The following is a 23,715-nucleotide window of genomic DNA, read 5'->3' as shown; positions in this document are numbered from 1 at the left end:
TCTGCAAAATGGGCGCCGCGTGAGGTCGCTGCGCCCATTCACCGGCACTTTTTAGTGGGCGATCGAGGAGCCCGCTTCGTCCTGCGAATCAACCGCTGCGACGGTTGCCGGCACGCTTGCCGGGTCCCATTCGATCGGCTCCGGCATGCGCACAAGAGCGTGTACGAGCACCTCGCCCATCCGCGAAACCGGGATGATTTCGAGCGCGTTCTTCACGTTATCCGGGATCTCGGCGAGATCCTTGGCGTTCTCCTCGGGGATCAGCACCTTCTTGATGCCACCCCGGAGCGCTGCCAGCAGCTTCTCCTTGAGACCGCCGATCGGCAGCACGCGGCCGCGCAGCGTGATCTCGCCGGTCATCGCGACATCCTTGGAAATCGGGATGCCGGTCATGATCGACACGATCGCGGTTGCCATGGCGACACCGGCCGACGGACCATCCTTCGGCGTCGCACCTTCCGGCACGTGCACGTGGATGTCGCTCTTGTCGAACATTGGAGGCTCGATGCCGAAATCGATCGCCCGCGAGCGGACATAGGACGCCGCCGCCGAAATCGATTCCTTCATCACGTCACGCAGGTTGCCGGTGACCGTCATGCGGCCCTTGCCGGGCATCATGACGCCTTCGATCGTCAGCAGTTCGCCGCCGACCTCGGTCCAGGCAAGACCCGTGACCACGCCGATCTGATCGTCGCGTTCGGCTTCGCCGTGGCGGAAGCGCGGAACACCAAGGTAGTCGTTGATGTTGTCCGCCGTGACTTCGACCGTCTTGGTCTTGCCCTTGATGATCTCGGTCACCGCCTTGCGGGCGAGCTTCATCAATTCGCGCTCGAAGTTACGAACACCGGCTTCCCGCGTGTAGGTCTGGATAACCGCCATCAGGGCCCCGTCGGTCACGGAGAACTCCTTCGGCTGCAGCGCGTGGTCGCGGATCGCCTTTGGCAGCAGGTGCCGCTTGGCGATCTCCAGCTTTTCCTCTTCGGTGTAGCCGGCGATGCGGATCACTTCCATACGATCCATCAACGGCGCCGGAATGTTCAGCGTGTTGGCGGTGGTGATGAACATCACGTTGGACAGGTCGTATTCGACTTCCAGGTAGTGGTCCATGAAGGTCGAGTTCTGTTCCGGATCCAGCACCTCGAGCAGAGCCGACGACGGATCGCCGCGGAAGTCCTGGCCCATCTTGTCGATTTCGTCGAGCAGGAACAGCGGGTTGGACCGCTTCGCCTTCTTCATCGACTGCACGACCTTGCCCGGCATCGAGCCGATATAGGTACGGCGGTGACCGCGGATCTCGGCTTCGTCACGAACGCCGCCGAGCGCCATGCGCACGTATTCGCGGCCGGTCGCCTTGGCGATCGACTTGGCGAGCGAGGTCTTGCCGACGCCCGGAGGACCGACGAGGCACAGGATCGGCCCCTTGATCTTCGACGAACGCGCCTGCACGGCGAGATACTCGACGATGCGTTCCTTGACCTTGTCGAGGCCGAAGTGATCCGTGTTGAGCACGTCTTCGGCATGGTTGAGGTCGGTCTTGATCTTCGACTTCTTGCCCCAGGGCAGGCCCAGCAGCCAATCCAGATAATTGCGAACGACGGTCGCTTCCGCGGACATCGGGCTCATCTGGCGCAGTTTCTTGAGTTCAGCGTCAGCCTTTTCGCGCGCTTCCTTGGAAAGCTTCGTCTTGGCAATGCGCTCCTCGATCTCGGCCATCTCGTCGCGGCCATCTTCGCCGTCGCCGAGCTCCTTCTGGATCGCCTTCATCTGTTCGTTGAGGTAGTACTCGCGCTGGGTCTTTTCCATCTGGCGCTTGACGCGCGAGCGGATGCGCTTTTCGACCTGCAGGACGGAAATCTCACCTTCCATGAAGCCGAGCGCCTTTTCCAGACGCATCTTCACGCTGGTGGTCTCCAGCATTTCCTGCTTCTCGACGATCTTGATCGACAGGTGCGAGGCGACCGTATCGGCCAGCTTCGAATAATCTTCGATCTGGCTGGCGACGCCGACGACCTCGGGGGAGATCTTCTTGTTGAGCTTCACATAGCTCTCGAACTCGGAAACGACCGAGCGGCTCAGCGCTTCGATTTCGACCGGATCTTCTTCCGGCTCGCTCAGCGTATGCGCGGATGCCTCATAGAATTCGTCGCGCGGCGTGTAGCCGTCGATCTTGGCGCGCGCGCGGCCTTCGACCAGCACCTTGACGGTGCCGTCAGGCAGCTTCAGCAATTGCAGGACATTGGCGATGGTGCCGACTTCATAGATCGCGGACGGTTCCGGATCGTCGTCGGTGGCGTTGATCTGGGTGGCAAGCATGATCTGCTTGTCGGTGCCCATGACTTCCTCAAGCGCACGGATCGACTTTTCGCGGCCGACGAAGAGCGGCACGATCATGTGCGGGAAGACTACGATGTCGCGGAGCGGCAGGACCGGGTAGGTCGCGCTTTCAGTCGCCGGTGACGTTTTGTTCGTCATGTCATTTCCTTTCCGTCCCGATTTCGGGCCCGTTCCCGGGAGCCCCGCAGGCACTCCCGGTTGTCATATTTTCCACATGAAAGTGGAGTGCCACCGCGTCCATTTCAAGGCTGGACGCGACATCCACCAACCGTGGCCGGGTCCTTCTGACTACGCATCATTTCTGTTGCGGGCCTTGCGACGGAGAACGAGGCTCAAGGACGCGCAACGATAAAGGTCCTTCATTGAATCGTCACATCATTGCGTTGTTTGAGACACTTTAGCAACAATCGAATTGTGAAATCTGCGCTCGGGCGCCTTTGTCTCAACAGCTAAGTGCGCGAACATGAAAAAGCCCGCACAAGGCGGGCTTCTCAAACGATAATTCGGCGTTATCAGGCCGAAACGTTGGTCTTTTCGTCCGACCGCTCGGAGTAGATGTAGAGCGGCCGCGCCGCGCCTTTGACCACCTCGTCTGAGATGACCACTTCGCGCACGCCTTCGAGCGTCGGCAGCTCGAACATCGTGTCGAGCAGAATCTTCTCCATGATCGAACGGAGGCCGCGGGCGCCGGTCTTGCGCACGATCGCCCGGCGGGCAATCTCGCGCAGCGCGTCCTCGTGGAAGGTGAGCTCCACGTCTTCCATCTCGAACAGGCGCTGGTACTGCTTGATCAGAGCGTTCTTCGGCTCGGACAGGATCTGGATCAGCGCATCTTCATCGAGATCTTCGAGCGTCGCCAGAACCGGCAGACGGCCAATGAATTCCGGAATCAGACCGAACTTGACCAGATCTTCAGGCTCGAGTTCGCGCAGAACCTCGCCGACGCGGCGATCTTCCGGCGAGCGGACCGTTGCACCGAAACCGATCGAGGTCTTCTCGCCGCGGGCGGAGATGATCTTGTCGAGGCCGGCGAATGCGCCACCGCAGATGAACAGGATGTTGGTGGTGTCGACCTGCAGGAATTCCTGCTGCGGATGCTTGCGGCCACCCTGTGGCGGAACCGAAGCAACAGTGCCTTCCATGATCTTCAGCAGAGCCTGCTGCACGCCCTCACCCGAAACGTCACGGGTGATCGACGGGTTGTCGGACTTGCGGGAAATCTTGTCGACTTCGTCGATGTAGACGATGCCGCGCTGCGCGCGCTCGACGTTGTAGTCGGCGGCCTGGAGCAGCTTGAGGATGATGTTTTCGACGTCTTCACCGACATAACCGGCTTCGGTCAGTGTCGTGGCGTCGGCCATGGTAAACGGCACGTCGATGATGCGGGCGAGCGTCTGGGCGAGATAGGTCTTGCCGCAGCCGGTCGGGCCGACGAGCATGATGTTGGACTTCGCCAGTTCGACGTCGCTGCCCTTGGCGGCATGCGCCAGGCGCTTGTAGTGGTTGTGCACGGCCACCGAGAGGATGCGCTTGGCCTGCTGCTGGCCGATGACGTATTCGTCGAGGACCTTGATGATTTCCTGAGGGGTCGGCACACCGTCGCGGGACTTGACCATCGAGGTCTTGTTCTCTTCGCGAATGATGTCCATGCACAGTTCGACGCATTCATCGCAGATGAAGACGGTCGGTCCGGCAATCAGCTTACGGACTTCGTGCTGGCTTTTGCCGCAGAACGAACAATAAAGCGTATTCTTCGAGTCACCGCCGTTGCTTCCGCTGACCTTGCTCATTTCCACTTCCTTCCAGCACGCCGGACACTTCAAGCAAAGTATCGCGGACCACTCAATTCGCCCTGTAGCCTATCCTCACGCAGGGCTTCCGGGAGTACTTACCGCACCTGGGCGACCATGCCCGATGCGGCTGCAACGACTCTCCCAACTCATCCGAACACTATGCCCTCAGAATCCAACATAGCATTAACGGTCCATATTACCGGCTTTACCCTGACGATAAAGCCCTTGAGCCATTACAATTGTGTCACAATTACATCTATCGCGACACAAAAGCGCGTTATCAGGCCTGCTCGGTGCCTTCGATCTCTTCGCGCGAGGTCAGTACCTTGTCGACGATACCCCACTCCAGAGCTTCGTCCGCGCTCATGAAATGGTCGCGATCGAGCGTCTGCTCGACTTCCTCGTAGGTGCGGCCGCAATGCTTGACATAGACCTCGTTGAGGCGGCGCTTCATCTTGAGGATATCACGGGCATGGCGCTCGATATCGGAAGCCTGGCCCTGGAACCCGCCCGAGGGCTGATGAACCATGATGCGCGCATTCGGCGTGGCGAAGCGCATGTCCTTGTGGCCGGCCGCCAGGAGCAGCGAACCCATCGAGGCCGCCTGGCCGACGCAAAGCGTCGAGACCGCCGGCTTGATGAACTGCATCGTGTCGTAGATCGCCATACCGGAGGTGACGACGCCACCCGGGGAATTGATGTAGAGCGCAATTTCCTTCTTCGGGTTTTCCGCCTCGAGGAAAAGGAGCTGGGCGCAGACGAGCGTCGCCATCTGATCTTCGACCGGACCAGTGACGAAGATGATGCGCTCCTTCAGAAGGCGCGAAAAGATATCGTAGGAACGTTCACCGCGGTTGGTCTGCTCAACAACCATCGGCACCAGTGCCAGGGCGGTATCAACGGGATTTCTCATATCGAACCTTCATCAATCGGGCTCGCAAAACCTTTGCGAACCGGGAATCACGGAATTTGCCTTCTGCCCCTACATAGAGTGTCAACACCCTTCACTTCAAGTCGCGAAGCTTCGATAAGCTTAATCGAAGCCCCCTTTGCTGCGAAGTTCGGCGCTCCTCCACACATGGTTGTCAATAGAGCCTTTTTTCGCCGACATGCGCGGCGCAAGCCGCCGCGACCGGGCATTTCACACAGGGTTCGATGACGTCGGTAAACGAACGGCAAATCGTGTATCGGCGCCGCCGCCCTCCTAGAGCTGTGACTCGATCGGCAGAATACGGATCAGGTTGGCAATCATCCGCCTGGCAAGGCTGGCATCCGGCTCGCGCCGCAACAGCCGCTCGGAGCCGTTGGCGCGATCACACCAGACAAGCCGTGAACCGTCCATCCCGAGCCGATAGCTGATCGACGGCGAGGTCTCCTCCTCGAACATGCTGGCCAGCTCGCCGGCAAGAGCCGCGTCGGCAAACACGACGCCCATTTCCGTATTGAGGGACGCGGAGCGGGGGTCGAAGTTCATCGAGCCGACGAACCCGTTCAAGCCATCGACCACGAAAGCCTTGCTGTGCAGGCTCGCATTGCGGCGCCCGAACAACGTCATGCGGTGCCCTTCGGCAACGTCGCCCTGCTCCTTCAATTCGAAGAGAGCGATGCCGGCCCGGATGAGCTTCCGGCGATACTTGATGTAACCGCCGTGAACGGCTGCGACATCGGTCGCAGCGAGAGAGTTGGTCAGCACCGCGACCCGAGCTCCGCGCGAAACGATGGCCGCAAGCTCTCGCGTGCCGGCAACGCCGGGGATGAAATAGGGAGAGATGATCCGCAAATCCCGCGTCGCCGCCTCGATCAACGGGAAGAGTTCGCGCAGCAACCAGTTCTGGCGCCGCTGCATCAGCGCCTTTTCCGGCGGGTCGGATGCCAGGCGGATCTGCGAACTCCAGTGAAGCCGCCGCGTACCGTGATAGATGTCGGTTTCCTGGGCAGCCCTGTCGACGCGCTCGATGTAAAACCGGCCCGCGGGTGTCCGGGCAAGCCCGTCGACGGCCTCACGGAGCGCCGGCAAATATTGCTTGCGTGGCGTGCGCAGTGCAGCGATCGGGAGGACGGAGTCGCTGTTCCAGTACCGGTCGAACATGGCGGACGCCTGGTCCAGCACCGGCCCCACCATCCAGACGTCGAGGTCACGGAAGTTGGAAAGTTCGGCGGCATCGAAGTAGGCGTCGCCGATGTTGCGCCCACCGGCGATCGCGACACGGCCATCCGCCACCCACAGCTTGTTGTGCATGCGGCGGGTGGCGCTGAAGGCGCGGATCGCCATCTCGAAGCCGCGGCGAAAGCGGTCGGTCCGCGCCCGGCTGGGGTTGAACAAGCGCACATCGATATTGGGGTGAGCGTCGAGCGCGATGCACATGCGATCGTGAATGCCGGCGTTGATATCATCGAGCAGCAACCGGACACATACGCCTCTATCGGCCGCCGCCAAAATCTCTCGGGCCAGCAGAAGACCGGTCAGATCATCCTTCCAGTAATAATACTGCAGATCAAGGCTGCGCCCGGCGCGCCGCGCCGCATGCGCGCGCACCACCAGGGCCTCGATATTGTCTGACACGAGCGCCACGCCATTTGCGTTCGGACGGCCGGCAAGAAGCGGCATGATAAGCCGATCGAGGTCCGAACCCGCCTCAGCCACCGGAAGTGCCGTTGACGGCGGCCCGTGCGGGCGCCGTCCGAACCGGCCATAGATGTAGAAGATGGCCGCCACGACCACACCAACGATCGCGGCGACGGTGATCAGAACGGAGGATAACATCGAAAGCGCACCTCGCCGTCAGCCCGACCCCGCACGGCCGGCCTCGACCCGATTTCCGTCTCGGTGATCCTGCTGGGCGCCCTTCAAGGCGATGGAGGCTTTCACGGGCAGATGGTCCGAGGCGATCCGCGCAAGCGGTGAGTCATGCACGGCGACCGACGTTACCAGATGGTGCGGATTGCCAAGCACGCGATCGAGCGGCAGCAGCGGAAAACGCGACGGAAAGCTCGCGACCGTGGCGTGCGACGGATCGAAAACAGGACTGAGGAACGACAACGACGACCTTCGGCCCATGCGCCACTCGTTAAGATCGCCGATCAGCAGCGTCGGCCGCCCGTTCGCGCCGGCTGCCGCCTCAAGGATCGCTTCGGCCTGCTGGGCGCGGGAATGCCGGAGAAGACCGAGATGGGCGGCGATGATGCGCAAGGGGCCGACCTTCAGGTCGAGATCGACGACGAGCGCGCCACGCGGCTCGACACCTGGGAGTTTCAGCTGCCTGACATCGGAAACGGCGCCTTCGCGTAGCAACAGCACATTGCCGTGCCATCCATGCCCCTTCGCCGAAAAGCCGGAGATCGGCACCGAAACGAGGTGGGCCTCGCGGCGGAGATGTTCGAGATCGAGAAGACCGGCACGCTCGCCGAACCGCTGGTCCGCTTCCTGAAGCGCAACGATATCGGCGCCCAGTTCACCGATCACATTGGCAGTCCGCCCGGGATCGAAACGCCCGTCGGTACCGACACATTTGTGGATGTTGTAGGAGGCGATGACGATGTCGCCGCGGTTCACCGCAGCTTCGCGATGAACGACCGTGGGACGCCGCTTGCGGATCGCCGCCACGATCCCCGCCGATAGACTGGACTGGTTTTTTGCCATGCCGCTCCCTGCCTGCTGCCCGCATCATTGCGCAAATAGGTCACCGGGCGCCACTGAAAAAGGGTGGAGAGCAGAAGTTGTTTCGCAACTGCGATATGGGAGCGAACGGATGGATGCCGGGACAGCAGGAGCAGCGCCGGCATCCATTTTCGCCGCTCTCTATCAGTCGGCCGGCCCTGCGAACAGGATCAGATTTCCGTCCGGATCGAGCACGATGAAGGTGCGGGCGCCCCAGGGTTCTGTCCGCAATGGCTGGTGAAAGTGTACGCCAGCAGCCTGATAGGTTAGGAACAATTGCTTGATGTCATTGACGGTTTCGAGCGTGATGGCAGCCGAAAGCAGGTCCTCGCGTTGGCGGATGTCGCCGACGAAGACCGGCTCGCAGACAAGGCGTAGAGCGAGCCTGGCATGGTCGCGGATCACTTGCCCATAGAATGGCGGATCGCCGTAGACGAAATCGACGGCAAAGCCGAGCTTCTCCGTGAAGAAGGCGCACGAAGCCTTGATATCGGCAACGAAGAGCTGAGCGGCGATCGACTGCAGCACCGGCTGCGATGTGGTGGGTTTTGAGTGCGGGGGCATTGTCAGGGCTCCTGATTTGAGCGCCTGCCAACTGTCGAATCCCGATTGGCGCGCGATCAGCTCCTGCGCGTCGGCGAGCTTGAACTCCGCTTTTAGAATGGCGTCGTCATCAAGGTCACGGTAACGGGGCAAGGCCGCCCTGATCTCCGCTGCGACCGGATGGTACCGTTCGCGATGCCATTTGAGGTACTGCTTCGCCTGCTTCTTCAGGTTTTCAAGGTTTGGCATGGGCGCAACTACGGTCTGTCTCCCGTAGGCGGGCGTTGCCCTTTCAGCCTCTTGCCGATGCGCCCTACGCAGCGCCAGGAGATTGACCGCCATTACCGACACTGTCAACGCCATGCCGACGCCCGCAGGGATATCTGCACTTGCCGGCTGAACGCCGGTTCCCGTAGAAATAGACGTCGGTCAAATTCTGTAAAGAGCCCGTTGCATGCATGCCATAACCATTGACGGCGCCCAACGGCGCGTTTCCATCGATGCGCGCAATCCCGCTTTCTACCGTGAGCCGCTCACCGCCTACGCCGGGATCCACGCGCAATGTCCGGCCTTTTTCTGGGAGGAGCGGCAACAATGGTATTTCGCAGGCTATGACCAGGTAAACGCGCTGCTCCGCGACCGGCGTTTCGGTCGGCAGATCCTGCATGTGGCGACGCGCGAAGAGGTCGGCCTACCGGCGCCGAAGCCACATCTGAGGGATTTCGACGCGCTGGAGGAACATTCGCTGCTGGAGCTCGAGCCGCCGGCACACACGCGGCTGCGCACCCTCGTCAACCGGGCCTTCGTCTCAAGGCAGATCGAACAGCTGAGACCGGATATCGAGCAACTGTCGCACGCGCTGATCGATGGCTTCGAAGGCGACGGCAAAGTGGAGTTGCTCAAGACGTACGCCGAAACGATCCCCGTGACGATCATCGCCCGCATGCTCGGCATACCCGTCGAGGCGGCGCCCGATCTTCTCGACTGGTCGCACCGCATGGTCCGAATGTATGTCTTCAACCCGAGCCACGAGACCGAACTCGACGCCAACCAGGCGTCCGCCGACTTTGCCGGCTATCTGCGAGAGATCATCGCCGAGAAACACCGCAGTCCCGCCGATGACCTGCTGACGCACATGATCACCTCGGAAAAGGATGGCGAACGACTTTCCGAGGCAGAGCTGGTCTCGACCACGGCCCTGCTCCTCAATGCGGGTCACGAAGCGACGGTGCATCAGATCGGCAACGCCGTTCGGGCCATCCTGCAATCGGGGCTTTCCGCCGAGGACCTGTTTGCCACGGAGGCATCAACGGGGCTGGCGATCGAGGAGTGCCTGCGTTTTGCGGCACCGCTGCATGTTTTCCAGCGTTACGCTCTGTCGGATGTCGAACTCGAAGACGGCATCACCCTTCGCAAGGGCGACAAGATCGGCCTGTTGCTTGGGGCGGCGAATGTCGACCCCAAGAAGTTCACGGACCCAAATGCGTTCCGGCCGACGCGCGATGAAGGCGCCAACGTCTCCTTCGGGGCCGGCCTGCATTTCTGCATCGGGGCGCCGTTGGCCCGGCTTGAGCTCAATCTATCGCTGCCGATCCTGTTTCGGCGGCTGCCGGACATGCGGCTGAAGAACGAGCCCGAGGTGAAGGACGCATTTCATTTCCACGGCCTGGAGCGCCTCGACCTCGTCTGGTGAGCTGGACGGCGCCGAAAATCCTTGATCTCGGCGCCTACGCATCAAAGGCGGATGACGTAATCTTTGCGGGTTGTCTCGACGACCTCCCAGGTGCCTTCGAAGCCGGGACGCAGGATCATGCTGTCGCCGGCGCGCAAATGCGCCGCCTCGCCGCCATCCTGCGTGACGATCGAATAGCCGGAGATGATGTGGAAATACTCCCACTCCTCATAGACGATCCGCCATTTGCCGGGCGTGGATTCCCAGACTCCGGCATAGAGGCCGCCATCGGCCTCCTCCAGGTTCCAGGTACTGAATTGCGGCGCCCCGGAGATCAGCCGGTCGGCAGCGGGCGTGCCGGTTTCCGGCTCGACGGAAGACAGATCGAACTTCTGCATATTCGCCATTGGGCACCTTTGCTGGAGGCACTGCAACCTCCCCCGTCATGGGTTTCAGATTTGGTTTCGTCACACACCTCCGGGGCAACGTCCATTGTTTTTTCGAGGTATTCCCGCCTCCATTCTGCTGGTGCTGCCGTTCCTCGATCGGGGCGGACGTGGACCGGCATTTCGAAGCAGCTCGGCTCCCGCCCCACCCGGCCTTGAACCTTCACCATCTCGTCTACCGCTGGACCCTGCCGTCCATCGGCGTCAGAAGCCCGGCGCTGGCCGCTCTCGTCGGCGACCGGGTGTCGGCTAGGGCTGGCAAGCGCCAGCCCTTTACCAGTCCGTAGATTGCCGGGATGACCACCAGCGTCAGCACCGTCGACGAGATCAAGCCGCCGATCATCGGCACGGCGATGCGCTGCATGATTTCCGATCCGGCCCCGGTGCTCCAGAGGATCGGCACCAGCCCCGCGATGATCGCCACGACTGTCATCATCTTCGGTCGCACCCGTTCCACCGCTCCGACCATGATCGCGTGATGCAGGTCGTCCCGCGTGAAGGGGCGCTTTTCGCTGGTGCATTCCTCACGGCGTTCGCGAAGCGCTTGGTCCAGATAGATCAGCATGATCACACCCGTCTCTGCCGCTACGCCAGCAAGCGCGATGAAGCCGACGACCACCGCCACCGAGGCGTTGAAGCCCAGCCACCACATCAGCCAGATGCCGCCAACCAGCGCGAAGGGCAGCGACAGCATGACGATGAGGGTCTCCGTCAGCGCCTTGAAGTTCAAGTAGAGCAGCAGGAAGATCAGCGCGAGGGTCAGCGGCACGACGATTGCGAGGCGCGCTTTTGCTCGTTCCAGATATTCGTACTGCCCGCTCCAGGCGACCGAATAGCCTGATGGAAGCGATACGCTCTTCGCAACGGCTTCCTGAGCTTCGGAGACATAGCTGCCAAGATCGCGGTCGGCGATGTCGACGAAGATGTAGACCGCGAGCTGGCCGTTTTCGGTCCGGATCGTCGCCGCACCGCGTTCGAGCTTGACGTCCGCGACTGCGCCAAGGGGCACCGTGCCGCCGCCGGGAAGCGCGACCTCGATGTCGCGCGCGATCGACTGCGGATCGCTTCTGAACGCCCGCGGATAACGGACGGCGACGCCGTAGCGCTCCCTTCCCTCGACGGTCAAGGTGACCACCTCGGACCCGAGCGCCGTGGCGATGACATCCTGCACGTCACCGATGCTGAGGCCGTAGCGCCCGAGCGCGGTGCGGTCGGGCACGATGTCGAGGAAGTATCCGCCTATGACACGCTCGGCGTAGGCGCTGGACGTGCCGGGGATCGCCTTCAGCACCGTCTCGATGTCGCGCGCCACCCGCTCCATCTCCTTGAGATCGGTGCCATAGACCTTGACGCCGACGGGCGTGCGGATGCCGGTCGACAGCATGTCGATGCGGGCGCGGATCGGCATGGTCCAGGCGTTGGAGACGCCGGGGAACTGAAGCGCTGCGTCCATCTCCCGCTTGAGGCTGTCGATGGTCACGTCAGGTCGCCATTGCGACTTCGGCTTCAGGGTGATGATTGTCTCGAACATCTCCGTCGGCGCGGGATCGGTGGCAGTCAGCGCCCTGCCCGCCTTGCCGAAGACCGTCTCCACTTCCGGGAACGACTTGATGATGCGGTCCTGGGTTTGCATCAGCTCGGCTGCCTTGGTCACCGACAGGCCGGGCAACGTCGTCGGCATGTACATGAGCGTGCCTTCGTTGAGGGTCGGCATGAACTCGCTGCCGATCTGGCGCGCCGGCCACACCGTTGCGGCGAGGGCGGCGACCGCGAGCAGGATCGTGATCGTCTTCGCGCGCAGCACGCCGTGAATGATCGGGCGGTAGGTCCAGATCAGGAAGCGGTTGAGCGGGTTCTTGTGCTCCGGCACGATCCGGCCGCGCACGAACAGAACCATCAGTGCCGGAACGAGCGTCACCGATAGCAGTGCGGCTGCCGCCATCGCGAAGGTCTTCGTGAAGGCAAGCGGCCCGAACAGTCGCCCCTCCTGCGATTCCAGCGTGAAGATCGGCAGGAAGGACACGGTAATGATCAGCAGGCTGAAGAACAGCGCCGGGCCGACCTCGCTTGCCGCTTCGATCAGGACTTCGGTTCGGGGTTTGTCGGGCGGCGCGCGCTCCAGGTGCTTGTGGGCGTTCTCGATCATGACGATCGCCGCATCGATCATCGCGCCGATGGCGATCGCAATGCCACCAAGGCTCATGATGTTCGCCCCAATGCCCAGCGCCCGCATCGCGATGAAGGAGATCAGGATACCGATCGGCAGCATGATGATGGCAACGAGCGCGCTCCTCACATGCAGGAGGAAGGCGATCGTCACCAGGGCGACGATGATCGACTCCTCCACCAGCGTACCCTTGAGCGTCTCGATCGCGGCCTTGATCAGTTCCGAGCGATCGTAGACGGGAACGATCTCGGTGCCCGCTGGCAGGCTGTCCTTGACCGCCGACAGGCTCTTCTTGGCACTGTCGATGACGTTGAGGGCGTTCTCGCCGACCCGCTGCAGCACGATGCCGCTTGCGACCTCGCCCTCCCCGTTCAACTCGGTGATGCCGCGCCGCTCATCGGGAACCGTCTCCACCCGCGCGACATCGCCGAGGCGCAGCGGCGCACCGCCTTCGGTCATCAGCACGATGTTCTCGATGTCCTTGATACCCTGCAGATAACCGCGGCCGCGGACCATGAACTCGAATTCGGAGATTTCGACGGTCCGCCCGCCGACGTCGCGATTGCTGGCCCGCACCGCGTCGGCGATCTGTTTCAGCGTCACGTTCTGGGCGCGCAGGCGCGCCGGATCGACGACGACGGAGTACTGCTTGACGAAGCCACCGACGCTCGCGACCTCCGCGACGCCGTCGGACTTCGAGGCGGCGAAGCGCACGACCCAGTCCTGCAAGGAGCGCAGCTCAGCCAGAGACAGCTCCTTGGCGACAAGGGCGTACTGGTAGACCCAGCCAACACCCGTCGCGTCCGGGCCGAGGCTCGGCGAGACGCCTTCGGGAAGCCGGCTTGCGGCGGAGTTGAGGTATTCGAGCACGCGGCTTCGCGCCCAGTAGGGATCGGTCCCGTCCTCGAAGATGACGTAGACGAAAGAGATGCCGAAGAAGGAGAAGCCGCGCACGACCTTCGACCGCGGTACAGTCAGCATCGACGTCGTCAGCGGATAGGTGACTTGGTCCTCGACCACCTGCGGTGCCTGGCCGGGATAGTCGGTGAAGACGATGACCTGCACGTCCGAGAGGTCGGGAATGGCATCGAGCGGAAGCGAGCGCAGGGAGTACACGCCCGCGGCGATCGAGAGCGCGGCCCCGACGATGATCAGCACCAGATTGCGGGCGGACCAGGCGATGACATTCGAGATCATGGCTGCACCTCGTCCGCAACGAGCGCACTTAGCGCCGCATTGAGATTGCTCTCGGCGTCGAGCAGGAAGTTCGCGGAGACGACGATCTTCTCTCCGGCTTCAACCCCTTTCCTGATTTCCGTCCGGTCGTCGCCACGCATCCCGAGCGCGACGTCTCGCGGTTCGAAGCGGCCCTCGCCCTTGTCGACGAACACCACCTGTCGGTCGCCGGTGTCGATCACGGCGCTGTTCGGGACAGCAACCACCGGGCTTGGTTGCCCAGTTGCGATCTCGACCTCGGCGTACATGTTCGCGAGCAACAGTCCGCCTGTATTGGGAAGCTCGATCCTCACCTTGGCCGTCCGCGTCTGCGACTGAAGCTCGGGATAGATCAGATCGACTGTGCCCTCGAACGCCTTGCCGGGCAGATTCCGCACCCTGACCGTCGCGTGCGCGCCTTGCCGGATGGTCGCGGCATCGAATTCGGGTACGTCGGCAATCACCCATACCTTCGACATGTCGGCAATCCGGAAGAGGACGTCGCCGGCCTCGGCCATCATGCCCGTTGTCGCGCTGCGTTCGAGGACGACGCCATCGCTCGGAGAGAGATAAGCGATGCTCCTGGGCACCGTCCGGGTCCGGGCAATCGCTTTGACGGTCTCTTCCGGCACGCCGAGATTGCGCAGTTGCAGCGCACCGCCGACGTCGAGGTCCGGCTTGCCACCACCGCGCAGTTCCGTGGCGTATTCGGCCCCGGCCTTGGCGATGTCCTTCGAGAAGAAGTGGAAGAGTTCGTCGCCCTTCAGCACCCGGTCGCCAGTCGTCACATCGGCGACGCCCTCAATGAAGGCGTTCGCGCGCATCGAGACGATCCGCACCAGGCGCTCGTCGAACGTGACCGTTCCAGGCACCCGCACCTGGCGGCAGACGACGGCGTTCTCTGCCGTCGCCGTCTTCACCCCGGTTCGCTGGAGCTTGCCGAGCGAGACCTTTACGACGGAACTGTCCGTCTCGTCGCCCTCGAAGACCGGAAGGTAGTCCATGCCCATGCTGTCCTTCTTCGGCACCCTGGAGGTGTCGGGCAGGCCCATGGGGTTACGGTAATAAAGTACCTTCCGCTGGTCAGTGCTCGGCGTGGCTTCCGCCTTTTCGACCTCGACCTTCTTCACCGTATCGAAGGCGACGTCCTCGCTCGCGCGCACGGCGACGAAATCACGACCGTCCGCGGTTTTCTTGGGCGTCGCGGCGTATTGCGGCAGGCCGTCCGGGTGCCTGTAGTAGATGACCTTGCCAGTCGGCATGGCTGCAGGGGGCGAGGTTTCCCCGAGCGCTTGCTCGGCGAAGACCTTGTTGATGTGGGTGGCAAGGCCGCGCGTGCCCGCCACGTAGCCTCCCCCGCCGGCAACGGCGAGGGAGCTAACAAGGAGCAGGAATTTGAACATATTCACGGCTGTGCCTGCAGAACCAGTTCGCCTTGGACGGTCTCGGTCTCGCCCTGGACCTTGGCCGCCAGCTTGAAACGCCAGCCGCCTTCCATGCTCAGGTTCGTCTTGAAGCGGTAGATACCAGGCTCCGTCGACGGAAGCGCCTCGACCGGAGTGGTCATCGCCTCCATGCCCTCCGGTGCCATGTCCATCCGCGTGGTGAAGATCACGGCGTCGGAGACGGGTTTTTCGGTTCTCTTGTCGACGAGACGGACGGCGACCGTCGCCTCGGGGCCTTGCGCGACCTCCGATTGAACGAGTTGGAACTCGTAGTCCGTCGCGGCGGCGTGGGATGGGGTAGTCGAGGCCAGCGCAACAGCCAGCGAAGCGAGGAGTGCTCTGGCAGATGATTTGATTGCAGTCATACGAAATCTCACCCAAGACGGGCACGTCGGCCGCGTCCTTGAAAAATCATGATAGTCGGATGCCCTCCGCCATCTCGGGCAGAGCAAATCCAGCGGATCAAGGGGTGAGGTCAGGCCTTGGGAGGTCGCGCCGGCGGTTCGACGAGAGCGGACGGCAGGCGGGTTTCCTGGAGGATCGGATGCGACAGTTCGCGTGCCGACAGATCGATGCGCCAGCTATTGGCCTTGCTGCCGTGCGCGAGGATAATGGACGAACAGACGAGCGCGAGAGGACACGTATTGCCGCAATCGTTCTTCTGAACGGGTTGTTGCTCCGGGCAGCAGGACATGTCGTCCATGCCTGTCATGGCATCCATCTGCATGTCGGATGAAAGGGCCATGGCGCTCGCAGCCGTGCTGACGCTCACGGGACCGACTACGATCCCGAGCAACGCCAACACACAGAGAAAGCGCCGGAGCGCAACGACAGCGAACACGCAGCTATGCTTGCATGGCGCGACGTTCATTGGAAGCCGGTCACGGAAAGTTGCGACCGACCGGCGCATCCATCACGTGTGCACCTCATCAGAGTTTCGCCAGCGCCTGTTCGAGGTCGGCGATGATATCGGAGACATCCTCGATGCCGACCGACAGACGCACGACATCGGGGCCGGCGCCGGCCGCCACCTGTTGCTCGGGCGTCAACTGCCGATGGGTGGTCGAAGCCGGGTGAATGACGAGCGAGCGCGTGTCGCCAATGTTCGCCAGATGCGAGAACATTTCCAGCCCCTCGACGAAGCGTTTGCCCGCCTCGTAGCCTCCCTTGAGGCCGAAGGTGAAGACTGCACCGGCCCCCTTCGGCGAATAGCGCTGCTGCAGCGCGTGGTTGGGGTCATCCTCAAGCCCGGCATAGTTGACCCACGAAATCTTGTCGTGCGTCTTCAGCCATTTGGCGACCGCAAGCGCGTTGTCGCAATGGCGCTGCATGCGCAGCGGCAGGGTCTCGGCACCGGTCACGAGCATGAAGGCATTGAACGGAGAGATTGCCGGACCGAAATCGCGCAGTCCCAGGACGCGCGCGGCAATGGCGAAAGCGATGTTGCCGAAGGTTTGGTGCAACACGACCCCGGCATATTCCGGACGCGGCTCCGAAAGCATCGGATACTTGCCCGACTTCGACCAGTCGAAGGTACCGCCGTCGACGATGACGCCGCCCATCGAATTGCCATGGCCGCCGATGAACTTCGTCAGCGAATGCACGATGATATCGGCACCGTGCTCCAGCGGCCGCAGCAGATAGGGTGTCGCCATGGTGTTGTCGACGATCAGCGGCAGGTCGTGCTTGCGGGCGACCTCGGCGATGGCGGCGATATCCACGAAGGTGCCGCCGGGATTGGCGAGGCTCTCGATGAAGATCGCCTTGGTGCGCCGGTCGATCTTCGCCTCGAATGAGGCGGGGTCAGCAGGATCGGCCCAGCGGACTTGCCAGTCGAAGGACTTGAAGGCGTGGCCGAACTGGTTGACCGAGCCGCCATAGAGCCGGTTGGCGGCAACGAAATTGTCGCCGGGGTTCATGATCGTGTGGAAGACGAGCAGCTGAGCCGCGTGGCCGGAGGCAACGGCCAGCGCAGCCGTGCCGCCTTCGAGCGCTGCGATGCGCTCCTCCAGCACCGCCTGGGTCGGGTTCATGATCCGGGTGTAGATGTTGCCGAACTGCTGGAGGCCGAAGAGTGCCGCGGCATGGTCGGTGTCGTTGAAGACGAAGCTCGTCGTCTGGTAGATCGGCGTCGCCCGCGCGCCCGTGGTCGGATCGGGCTGCGCCCCCGCGTGGATGGCGAGCGTGTTGAAACCAGGATTGTCTTTCGTCATTTCGTACCTCCCATGACCAGAGCGCGGCCACCAGCCGGCGCCGAGGACGCTCTATCACCTTGAATCTGCGTGTGATCCGCTATCGAACCTCCGCGGCTCAGCGCGGAGGTGGCGGCACTATTCCAGAGCCTACGTGTGCGGTCAAAGAGGATTTTTACGAAACTGACGGTTGCGCAAGCTGCAGCCGTTCTGCGGGCCGAGGTCAGCCGATCAGGCGCGGATATTCTATTGCCGGACAGCGATCCATGACCACCTTGATCCCGGCGGCTTCCGCCTTCGCCGCTGCGCCGTCGTGGCGCACGGACAGCTGCCCCCAGATCACCTTCGGCAGCGTGTCCAGCGCCAGGATCTCGTCGACGAGCACCGGCAAGGCATCGGCGGCACGGAAAACATCGACCATGTCGATCGGTTCCTTCACGTCTGCGAGCCGGCCGACGACGGTCTGTCCGTGGATCGCCTTGCCGACATGGCCGGGGTTGATCGGGATCACCCGATAGCCCTTGCGCAGCAGAAACGCCATGACCCGATGGCTCGGTCGCTCCGCATTCGGCGAGGCACCGACAAGCGCGATCGTCTTGGTCTCGCGCAGGATGTCGGCGAGATAGTAGTCCGGATAGGCGTCGTGATTCATTTAAGGCTTCGGATCCATTGCAATTGAACGGCCGTATAATGATGCCGGGACCAGGCAAGTCAACTGTGCGTTCCATGCCTGCTGCGTGAAGCTTCGGACGCACGTCTATATGAGACTTTCCGATTGCTTTTGCGGCCGAGCGGCGCGACAAGCGTCACAAGGCCTGCCACATCGTTTTCCGAGGTTCCATCTTGCCCCTTGAAGTCATTGCGCTCGTCCTGTTCGGGGCGTTGTTGCACGCGACCTGGAATGCCCTGGTCAAGGCAGGCTCGGAAAAATCGCTCGACGCAGCAATGATCGCGCTCGGGGCCGCCGCAGTCGCAATCCCGTTCCTGCCCTTCCTGCCGCTGCCCAAGCCGGAAGCGTGGCCCTACATCCTGGTTTCGGCGCTGTTCCAGTTCGCCTACTTCCAGCTTGTCGCCGCCTCCTATCGCGCAGGCGATATCGGTCTCGTCTATCCGCTGATGCGCGGTACCGCGCCCTTGATCGTTGCGGCCACCAGCGGCGCGCTGATCGGCGAAGAGCTCACCTTCGGCACGATGCTCGGCATTCTGACAATCTCTGTCGGCGTGCTGACGCTCGCCTTCGAGTCCAGAAAGGGCGGCAAACACGCGATCGTGCTCGCCCTCCTCAACGCCTGCGTCATCGCCAGCTACACCTTTGTCGACGGCATCGGCGCACGCGTATCGGGCAATGCGATTTCCTACACGCTGTGGATGGCGCTCTTGCCGCCGGTGCTGCTCTTCGCCTGGGCCTTTGCCCGCCGCGGCATCAAGCCAGTCGCCCGCCATGTCTACAAGAACTGGTGGCGGGGCCTCATCGGCGGCGCCGGATCGATTGGCGCCTATGGCCTGGCGCTCTGGGCGATGACCAAGGCACCGGTGGCCACCGTCGCCGCCCTTCGCGAGACGTCGATCCTGTTTGCGGTGGTGATCTCGGTCGTGTTCCTCAAGGAACCGGTCAGCGTCTGGCGCATCGCGGCTGCCTGCGTCATCGCGCTTGGCGCGCTGCTGCTGAAGCTGGCCTGACGACGCCGCAGATCAGTCTTCCTTCCACTCCGGCATGCGCTTGCCGAGGAACGCGCCGATGCCATCCTCGGCATCGCGAGCCAGCATATTCTCGACCATCACGCCGACGGCGTAGTCATAGGCCTGCGGCAGGTCCATTTCCGCCTGGCGATAGAAGGCTTCCTTGCCGATCTTCAGCGCCTGCGGCGACTTCGAGGCGATCACAGCCGCATATTTGTCGACCACCTGGCGCAGATACTGCTGCGGCACGATGCGATTGACGAGGCCGAAGTCCTTGGCGGTCGAGGCGTCGATGGTCTCACCGGTGAGCAACATCTCCATTGCCTGCTTGCGGTGCGCGGCGCGCGTGAGCGCGACCATCGGCGTCGAGCAGAAGAGGCCAATATTGACGCCCGGCGTGCAGAAGGTGGAGCTGTCGGTACAGATCGCGAGGTCGCAGCTTGCGACAAGCTGGCAGCCAGCCGCGGTCGCGAGCCCGTCGATCTCCGCGATGACGGCCTGCGGCAGCCGGGTGATCTTCAGCATCAAGTCTGCGCAAAGGCGGATCGTTCTTTCGAAAAAAGCCCTGCCCCGGTCGTCGTCTTCGCGGTGTGCCGTCATCTCCTTGAGGTCGTGCCCCGCCGAAAACAGCTTGCCCGACGCGGAAAGCACAACAACTCTGATTTCCTTGGAGGCGGCGACCGCATCGAACTCGGCGTGCAGCGCTTCCATCATGGCGATCGACAATACATTGGCCGGCGGGTTGTTGAGCGTCAGCCGCAACACCGGCCCGGAGCGTTCGCGCAGCAGCAGGCCGTTCTGCTCTTCCTTCTTGAACGATACCACTTCGGCCATCTCTTTCTCCCGAAACTTGAACTCGGGCTTGGTGGTACGCCGGACGCGCGCGCGGTGCAAGCTGAGCGCAGAACCAGGCGGCGCGTTCCGTCTAAGACCTTTTTCCGCCTTGCGTCCGGCCCCGCGGTCGGTTTCAGGTGACGGGCAGATATATTGAAGGATGCAATGCATGACCATCGAGCCGATCATGACCGTCGACGACCTCAACCGGTTTCTCGACACGGATTTTCCGCAGGTCCACACCGATGGCAAGGTCTTTCATGTGACGGCGGCAGGCCCCGGCTTTGCCACCATGCGGCTCGATCCGAACGAAAGGCATATCCGCCCGGGGGGCACCGTCTCCGGCCCTACCCTCTTCGCGCTTGCGGACGTTTCCGCCTATGTCGCGCTGATCGCCCATATCGGGCCGGTAGCACTTGCGGTTACCACCAACCTCAACATCAACTTCCTGCGCAAGCCCGAGCCGGAACCGCTCGAATGCACCTGCCGCATCCTCAAACTCGGCAAGCGGCTCGCTGTTCTCGACGCATCGATCGTCAAGGTCGGTGACGACGATCTCGTCGCGCATGCAACGGCGACCTATTCGATTCCACCAAGTTAAAGTGTGGTATCAAAATACCATATATGTAACTCATTGTTTTTACTAGCATTTATTTCCATCTAGCAGATTTCACGTTCTTGACGCTTGTTTCGCACTTGCGTATAAGCTGCCGCAGATCGCGGTCCTCAAGGGCCGCTTTCTTCTTTTGTCCGGGAAACCGGGCAAAACCAAGCAACAAGAAACGCCCGGCGGCTCGCCGCCCGGGTCCAAAGAAAGAGTTTAGATATGGCAACCTTCGTTCAGAAGCCTGCAGAGGTGGAGAAGAAGTGGATCATCATCGACGCCGAAGGCCTCGTTGTTGGTCGCCTCGCTTCCCTCATCGCAAACCGCCTGCGCGGCAAGCACAAAGCTACCTTCACCCCGCATGTTGACGACGGCGACAACGTCATCGTCATCAACGCCGAGAAGGCAGTTCTGACGGGCAAGAAGTACACCGACAAGAAGTACTACTGGCACACCGGCTACCCCGGCGGCATCAAGGAGCGCACTGCGCGCCAGATCATCGAAGGCCGCTTCCCGGAGCGCGTCATCGAGAAGGCCGTCGAGCGCATGGTTCCGCGCGGTCCGCTCGGCCGTCGCCAGATGAAGAACCTGCGCGTTTACGCAGGCGCCAACCACCCGCATGAAGCACAGCAGCCGGCCGTCCTTGACGTCGCCAAGCTGAACAGCAAGAACACAAGGAGCGCCTAATAATGGCCGACCTTTCCGCTCTCAAGGATATCGCCACGACCGCGGAACCGGCTGCTCCGGTTCACGTCAAGAAGGTCGACGCCCAGGGTCGCTCCTACGCGACCGGCAAGCGTAAGGACGCTGTCGCCCGCGTATGGGTCAAGCCGGGCTCCGGCAAGATCACCATCAACGGCAAGCCCTACTCGGCTTATTTCGCCCGTCCGGTTCTGCAGATGATCCTGCAGCAGCCGATCGTCGCAGCTGCCCGTGACGGCCAGTTCGACATCGACGCGACCGTTGCTGGCGGTGGCCTCTCCGGCCAGGCCGGTGCCGTTCGTCACGGCATTTCCAAGGCCCTCACCTACTTCGAACCGGGCCTGCGCTCCGTTCTGAAGCGCGGTGGCTTCCTCACCCGCGACAGCCGCGTGGTCGAGCGTAAGAAGTACGGCCGTGCGAAGGCACGTCGTTCGTTCCAGTTCTCGAAGCGTTAATCGCTTCCAAACTGCGACTTGGAAAGGCGGGGCTTTGCTCCGCCTTTTTTTGTTATCATCGCCCCCACCATATCCCGCAGTATCGATCCTCCGAGGCACAACATGGCAAGTTCCCCCGTCGCCAAGACCCCAGAGCCGCCCTACTACATCGTGACCTTCTCCTCGCGACGGACGGCCGGCGATCACGGCTACGACAATATGGGCACGGAGATGGAGAGGCTGGCGCGCGAACAGCCAGGTTTTCTCGGGCTCGAAAGCGTGCGCGGCACCGATGGCTTCGGCATCACCAATTCCTATTGGGCGGATGAGGAGAGCATCGCGGCGTGGAAAAGCAACGTCCGGCATTTGGCCGCCCAGCGGCTCGGCCGCGAGCGCTGGTACGAGGACTACCAGGTGCGCGTCGGCAAGATCGAGCGGCAATACGGGTTCGAGCGCTCATAGGGCCCGGCAGTCGTCATAACCGAACCGCTTCAGATCGGCAGTTCCGTCGTCGACTTGAGTTCACGCAACACGAAGCTCGACACGACCGTGCGCACATGGGGGTTGCGCATCAGGTAGCGCGTCATGAAGGCGTCGTAGCTTTCGACGTCGGTGGCGCGGATCTTCAGCATGTAATCGAAGGTGCCGGATAGAGCGTAGCATTCCATGATCTCCGGCCGATCGCGCACCAACGCCGAGAAGGCTGCGATGGCCTCGTCATGGTGATCCTCCAGCGTCACGTGAGCGATGATGCAGAGTTTCAGATCGAGCTTAGCCGGGTCGAGAAGCGCCACACGCTTGCGGATGACGCCATCCGTCTCCAGTTCCTGCAGCCGCCGCCAGGCCGAGCTCTGCGACATGCCCGCCTTTTCCGCTAACTCCGACAGCGACTGGCCGCTATCGGCTTGAATCAGCCGCAACAATTTGCGCAACGGCTGGAAATTTTCCTTCACATCGGACGGCATAGCGAAATTTCCTCTCGCCAACAGGCGGCAACCTGACAACTCTGAAACAAATACTCGCTCCATCGGCGATACAATTGCAACAGAAAGAGTTGTTCTGACGACATGAGGAGACGTCATGACCAAGGAAAGCACATACACCGCCAAGCTACCGGAGCCTGACGGCACATATCTTTACACCCCGGAAGAAGATGCGATCTGGGGCGAACTCTATCAGCGGCAGATGAAGCTTCTCGCCGACAAGGCCTGCGACGAATATCTGGAAGGCGCAAAGACGCTCGACCTGGGGCCACATCATGTGCCGCAGCTGAAGGACGTGAACCTCCGTCTTGCGGAAACCACCGGCTTCGGCGTCGAAGGCGTGCCGGCGCTCATTCCGCCGTCCCGTTTCTACGAGCTTCTGTCCCAGGGCAAGTTTCCGCTGGCGACCTTCATCCGCCGGCGTGAGCATATCGACTACATCGAAGAGCCCGACATCTTTCACGAAGTCTTCGGGCACTGCCCGCTGCTCACCAACCAGAGCTACGCCCACTTCGTCCGTCGCTTCGGCGAGAAGGCCGTTTCGCTCGGCAAAGGCTACTCCTGGCACCTGTTCCGGATCTTCTGGTTCACCGTCGAGTTCGGCCTGATCAACACGTCGAAGGGCCGCCGCTGCTACGGCGCAGGCATCGTCTCTTCGCCGAACGAGACGCGCAACGCCATGGAGACACGAGGCGTCGAGTTCCGGCCGTTCGACCTGATGACCGTGCTGCGCACGCCCTATCGCATCGATATCGTGCAGCCTATCTATTACGTGATCGACAGCTTCGCCCAGCTCGAAACGATCATCGAAGAAGACATCGCCGCGCGCATCACTGAAGCGAAGGCGCTTGGCGACTTCGCCCCGACCTACGAAGCCAAGGCTTCGTAATCGCGGAAGAATCGGCCGGCAGGGCCTTGCCTTGCCGGCGACGATTGTCCAACGTCTCGCCACGAGAAGTAGAGCGGAATGACGGGACATCGCGCCGACGTTCCGCCCTGGAGCAGAGGCGGGA

Annotated in this window: 22 protein-coding genes; 7 read left to right on the top strand and 15 right to left on the bottom strand. The window is 62.1% G+C overall.

What is annotated here, in order from left to right; all coding sequences use genetic code 11:
- Window positions 1–51: 51 nt before the first annotated feature.
- The 6 genes from lon to V7S54_RS18760 all read right to left on the bottom strand — a co-directional run bounded on the left by lon (window position 52) and on the right by V7S54_RS18760 (window position 8,577).
- Window positions 52–2,472 carry an endopeptidase La gene (gene lon, locus V7S54_RS18785; protein WP_065374583.1) on the bottom strand — a complete coding sequence of 807 codons (2,421 nt, stop codon included), beginning with the start codon at window positions 2,470–2,472 and terminating at the stop codon, window positions 52–54.
- Between the two features lie 374 nt (window positions 2,473–2,846).
- Window positions 2,847–4,124, bottom strand: a complete 1,278-nt coding sequence (gene clpX / locus V7S54_RS18780; RefSeq protein ID WP_034803621.1) for an ATP-dependent Clp protease ATP-binding subunit ClpX — start codon at window positions 4,122–4,124, stop codon at window positions 2,847–2,849.
- A gap of 283 nt (window positions 4,125–4,407) precedes the next feature.
- The gene (locus tag V7S54_RS18775; protein WP_057252356.1) at window positions 4,408–5,040 is read right to left on the bottom strand and encodes an ATP-dependent Clp protease proteolytic subunit; all 633 of its coding nucleotides are present in this window, start codon (window positions 5,038–5,040) and stop codon (window positions 4,408–4,410) included.
- A 291-nt stretch (window positions 5,041–5,331) separates the two neighbouring features.
- On the bottom strand, window positions 5,332–6,891 hold the full coding sequence (locus V7S54_RS18770) for a phospholipase D family protein (RefSeq protein WP_065374582.1): 1,560 nt from the start codon (window positions 6,889–6,891) through the stop codon (window positions 5,332–5,334).
- 18 nt (window positions 6,892–6,909) lie between these two features.
- The gene (locus tag V7S54_RS18765) at window positions 6,910–7,767 is read right to left on the bottom strand and encodes an endonuclease/exonuclease/phosphatase family protein (protein WP_065374581.1); all 858 of its coding nucleotides are present in this window, start codon (window positions 7,765–7,767) and stop codon (window positions 6,910–6,912) included.
- A gap of 162 nt (window positions 7,768–7,929) precedes the next feature.
- Window positions 7,930–8,577, bottom strand: a complete 648-nt coding sequence (locus V7S54_RS18760; protein ID WP_065374580.1) for a VOC family protein — start codon at window positions 8,575–8,577, stop codon at window positions 7,930–7,932.
- A 205-nt stretch (window positions 8,578–8,782) separates the two neighbouring features.
- Here V7S54_RS18760 and V7S54_RS18755 point away from each other — a divergent pair, with 205 nt between their 5' ends.
- Window positions 8,783–10,021, top strand: coding sequence for a cytochrome P450 (locus V7S54_RS18755; RefSeq protein WP_065374579.1), 1,239 nt, complete (start codon window positions 8,783–8,785; stop codon window positions 10,019–10,021).
- A 41-nt stretch (window positions 10,022–10,062) separates the two neighbouring features.
- On the opposite strand, the gene V7S54_RS18750 is transcribed toward V7S54_RS18755, so the two are convergent.
- The 7 genes from V7S54_RS18750 to V7S54_RS18720 all read right to left on the bottom strand — a co-directional run bounded on the left by V7S54_RS18750 (window position 10,063) and on the right by V7S54_RS18720 (window position 18,117).
- Complete coding sequence (locus tag V7S54_RS18750) at window positions 10,063–10,407, bottom strand: cupin domain-containing protein (RefSeq protein WP_057252366.1); 345 nt, start codon at window positions 10,405–10,407, stop codon at window positions 10,063–10,065.
- A gap of 214 nt (window positions 10,408–10,621) precedes the next feature.
- Window positions 10,622–13,810 carry an efflux RND transporter permease subunit gene (locus tag V7S54_RS18745; RefSeq protein ID WP_065374578.1) on the bottom strand — a complete coding sequence of 1,063 codons (3,189 nt, stop codon included), beginning with the start codon at window positions 13,808–13,810 and terminating at the stop codon, window positions 10,622–10,624.
- On the bottom strand, window positions 13,807–15,237 hold the full coding sequence (locus V7S54_RS18740; protein ID WP_336408670.1) for an efflux RND transporter periplasmic adaptor subunit: 1,431 nt from the start codon (window positions 15,235–15,237) through the stop codon (window positions 13,807–13,809). The genes V7S54_RS18745 and V7S54_RS18740 overlap by 4 nt, the downstream gene beginning before the upstream one ends.
- Window positions 15,234–15,638: a FixH family protein gene (locus V7S54_RS18735; protein ID WP_065374576.1), complete on the bottom strand. Its 405-nt coding sequence runs from the start codon at window positions 15,636–15,638 to the stop codon at window positions 15,234–15,236. The genes V7S54_RS18740 and V7S54_RS18735 overlap by 4 nt, the downstream gene beginning before the upstream one ends.
- A 110-nt stretch (window positions 15,639–15,748) precedes the next feature.
- Window positions 15,749–16,144, bottom strand: coding sequence for a hypothetical protein (locus V7S54_RS18730; RefSeq protein WP_141679401.1), 396 nt, complete (start codon window positions 16,142–16,144; stop codon window positions 15,749–15,751).
- Between the two features lie 58 nt (window positions 16,145–16,202).
- Window positions 16,203–17,486, bottom strand: a complete 1,284-nt coding sequence (locus tag V7S54_RS18725; RefSeq protein WP_336408669.1) for an O-acetylhomoserine aminocarboxypropyltransferase — start codon at window positions 17,484–17,486, stop codon at window positions 16,203–16,205.
- 202 nt (window positions 17,487–17,688) lie between these two features.
- On the bottom strand, window positions 17,689–18,117 hold the full coding sequence (locus tag V7S54_RS18720) for a CoA-binding protein (protein WP_336408668.1): 429 nt from the start codon (window positions 18,115–18,117) through the stop codon (window positions 17,689–17,691).
- Window positions 18,118–18,308: 191 nt separating this feature from the next.
- Here V7S54_RS18720 and V7S54_RS18715 point away from each other — a divergent pair, with 191 nt between their 5' ends.
- On the top strand, window positions 18,309–19,145 hold the full coding sequence (locus V7S54_RS18715) for a DMT family transporter (RefSeq protein WP_065374572.1): 837 nt from the start codon (window positions 18,309–18,311) through the stop codon (window positions 19,143–19,145).
- A 12-nt stretch (window positions 19,146–19,157) separates the two neighbouring features.
- On the opposite strand, the gene V7S54_RS18710 is transcribed toward V7S54_RS18715, so the two are convergent.
- The gene (locus tag V7S54_RS18710) at window positions 19,158–19,979 is read right to left on the bottom strand and encodes an enoyl-CoA hydratase (protein WP_065374571.1); all 822 of its coding nucleotides are present in this window, start codon (window positions 19,977–19,979) and stop codon (window positions 19,158–19,160) included.
- Window positions 19,980–20,148: 169 nt separating this feature from the next.
- On the opposite strand from V7S54_RS18710, the gene V7S54_RS18705 reads away from it, so the two are divergent.
- The 4 genes from V7S54_RS18705 to V7S54_RS18690 all read left to right on the top strand — a co-directional run bounded on the left by V7S54_RS18705 (window position 20,149) and on the right by V7S54_RS18690 (window position 22,181).
- The gene (locus V7S54_RS18705; protein ID WP_065374570.1) at window positions 20,149–20,580 is read left to right on the top strand and encodes a PaaI family thioesterase; all 432 of its coding nucleotides are present in this window, start codon (window positions 20,149–20,151) and stop codon (window positions 20,578–20,580) included.
- 225 nt (window positions 20,581–20,805) lie between these two features.
- Window positions 20,806–21,270 (top strand): 50S ribosomal protein L13, encoded by a 465-nt coding sequence (rplM, locus tag V7S54_RS18700; RefSeq protein ID WP_057252379.1) that lies wholly within the window; start codon window positions 20,806–20,808, stop codon window positions 21,268–21,270.
- Window positions 21,271–21,272: 2 nt separating this feature from the next.
- A complete protein-coding gene (gene rpsI / locus V7S54_RS18695; protein ID WP_065374569.1) occupies window positions 21,273–21,740 on the top strand; it encodes a 30S ribosomal protein S9 in 468 nt (155 codons plus the stop codon).
- 102 nt (window positions 21,741–21,842) lie between these two features.
- Window positions 21,843–22,181 carry an antibiotic biosynthesis monooxygenase family protein gene (locus V7S54_RS18690; RefSeq protein WP_065374568.1) on the top strand — a complete coding sequence of 113 codons (339 nt, stop codon included), beginning with the start codon at window positions 21,843–21,845 and terminating at the stop codon, window positions 22,179–22,181.
- A 29-nt stretch (window positions 22,182–22,210) separates the two neighbouring features.
- Here V7S54_RS18690 and V7S54_RS18685 read toward each other — a convergent pair whose 3' ends face one another.
- Window positions 22,211–22,684, bottom strand: a complete 474-nt coding sequence (locus V7S54_RS18685) for an Lrp/AsnC family transcriptional regulator (RefSeq protein ID WP_065374567.1) — start codon at window positions 22,682–22,684, stop codon at window positions 22,211–22,213.
- A gap of 115 nt (window positions 22,685–22,799) precedes the next feature.
- Between V7S54_RS18685 and V7S54_RS18680 the strand changes: the two genes are divergently transcribed.
- Complete coding sequence (locus tag V7S54_RS18680; RefSeq protein WP_065374566.1) at window positions 22,800–23,591, top strand: phenylalanine 4-monooxygenase; 792 nt, start codon at window positions 22,800–22,802, stop codon at window positions 23,589–23,591.
- Window positions 23,592–23,715: the final 124 nt, after the last annotated feature.

It is taken from the genome of Ensifer sp. CCNWLY38, assembly GCF_037120565.1.
GTDB lineage: Bacteria > Pseudomonadota > Alphaproteobacteria > Rhizobiales > Rhizobiaceae > Ensifer > Ensifer adhaerens_H.
This window is presented reverse-complemented; position numbering and strand designations above follow the sequence as displayed.

Coding starts and splice junctions, on each gene's coding strand:
- V7S54_RS18685 (WP_065374567.1), bottom strand. CDS start 22,684: ATGCCGTCCGATGTGAAGGAAAATTTCCAGCCGTTGCGCAAATTGTTG.
- V7S54_RS18720 (WP_336408668.1), bottom strand. CDS start 18,117: ATGAATCACGACGCCTATCCGGACTACTATCTCGCCGACATCCTGCGC.
- V7S54_RS18765 (WP_065374581.1), bottom strand. CDS start 7,767: ATGGCAAAAAACCAGTCCAGTCTATCGGCGGGGATCGTGGCGGCGATC.
- V7S54_RS18710 (WP_065374571.1), bottom strand. CDS start 19,979: ATGGCCGAAGTGGTATCGTTCAAGAAGGAAGAGCAGAACGGCCTGCTG.
- clpX (WP_034803621.1), bottom strand. CDS start 4,124: ATGAGCAAGGTCAGCGGAAGCAACGGCGGTGACTCGAAGAATACGCTT.
- lon (WP_065374583.1), bottom strand. CDS start 2,472: ATGACGAACAAAACGTCACCGGCGACTGAAAGCGCGACCTACCCGGTC.
- V7S54_RS18730 (WP_141679401.1), bottom strand. CDS start 16,144: ATGAACGTCGCGCCATGCAAGCATAGCTGCGTGTTCGCTGTCGTTGCG.
- V7S54_RS18680 (WP_065374566.1), top strand. CDS start 22,800: ATGACCAAGGAAAGCACATACACCGCCAAGCTACCGGAGCCTGACGGC.
- V7S54_RS18750 (WP_057252366.1), bottom strand. CDS start 10,407: ATGGCGAATATGCAGAAGTTCGATCTGTCTTCCGTCGAGCCGGAAACC.
- V7S54_RS18705 (WP_065374570.1), top strand. CDS start 20,149: ATGACCATCGAGCCGATCATGACCGTCGACGACCTCAACCGGTTTCTC.
- rplM (WP_057252379.1), top strand. CDS start 20,806: ATGGCAACCTTCGTTCAGAAGCCTGCAGAGGTGGAGAAGAAGTGGATC.
- V7S54_RS18745 (WP_065374578.1), bottom strand. CDS start 13,810: ATGATCTCGAATGTCATCGCCTGGTCCGCCCGCAATCTGGTGCTGATC.
- rpsI (WP_065374569.1), top strand. CDS start 21,273: ATGGCCGACCTTTCCGCTCTCAAGGATATCGCCACGACCGCGGAACCG.
- V7S54_RS18735 (WP_065374576.1), bottom strand. CDS start 15,638: ATGACTGCAATCAAATCATCTGCCAGAGCACTCCTCGCTTCGCTGGCT.
- V7S54_RS18760 (WP_065374580.1), bottom strand. CDS start 8,577: ATGCCAAACCTTGAAAACCTGAAGAAGCAGGCGAAGCAGTACCTCAAA.
- V7S54_RS18755 (WP_065374579.1), top strand. CDS start 8,783: ATGCATGCCATAACCATTGACGGCGCCCAACGGCGCGTTTCCATCGAT.
- V7S54_RS18770 (WP_065374582.1), bottom strand. CDS start 6,891: ATGTTATCCTCCGTTCTGATCACCGTCGCCGCGATCGTTGGTGTGGTC.
- V7S54_RS18725 (WP_336408669.1), bottom strand. CDS start 17,486: ATGACGAAAGACAATCCTGGTTTCAACACGCTCGCCATCCACGCGGGG.
- V7S54_RS18690 (WP_065374568.1), top strand. CDS start 21,843: ATGGCAAGTTCCCCCGTCGCCAAGACCCCAGAGCCGCCCTACTACATC.
- V7S54_RS18775 (WP_057252356.1), bottom strand. CDS start 5,040: ATGAGAAATCCCGTTGATACCGCCCTGGCACTGGTGCCGATGGTTGTT.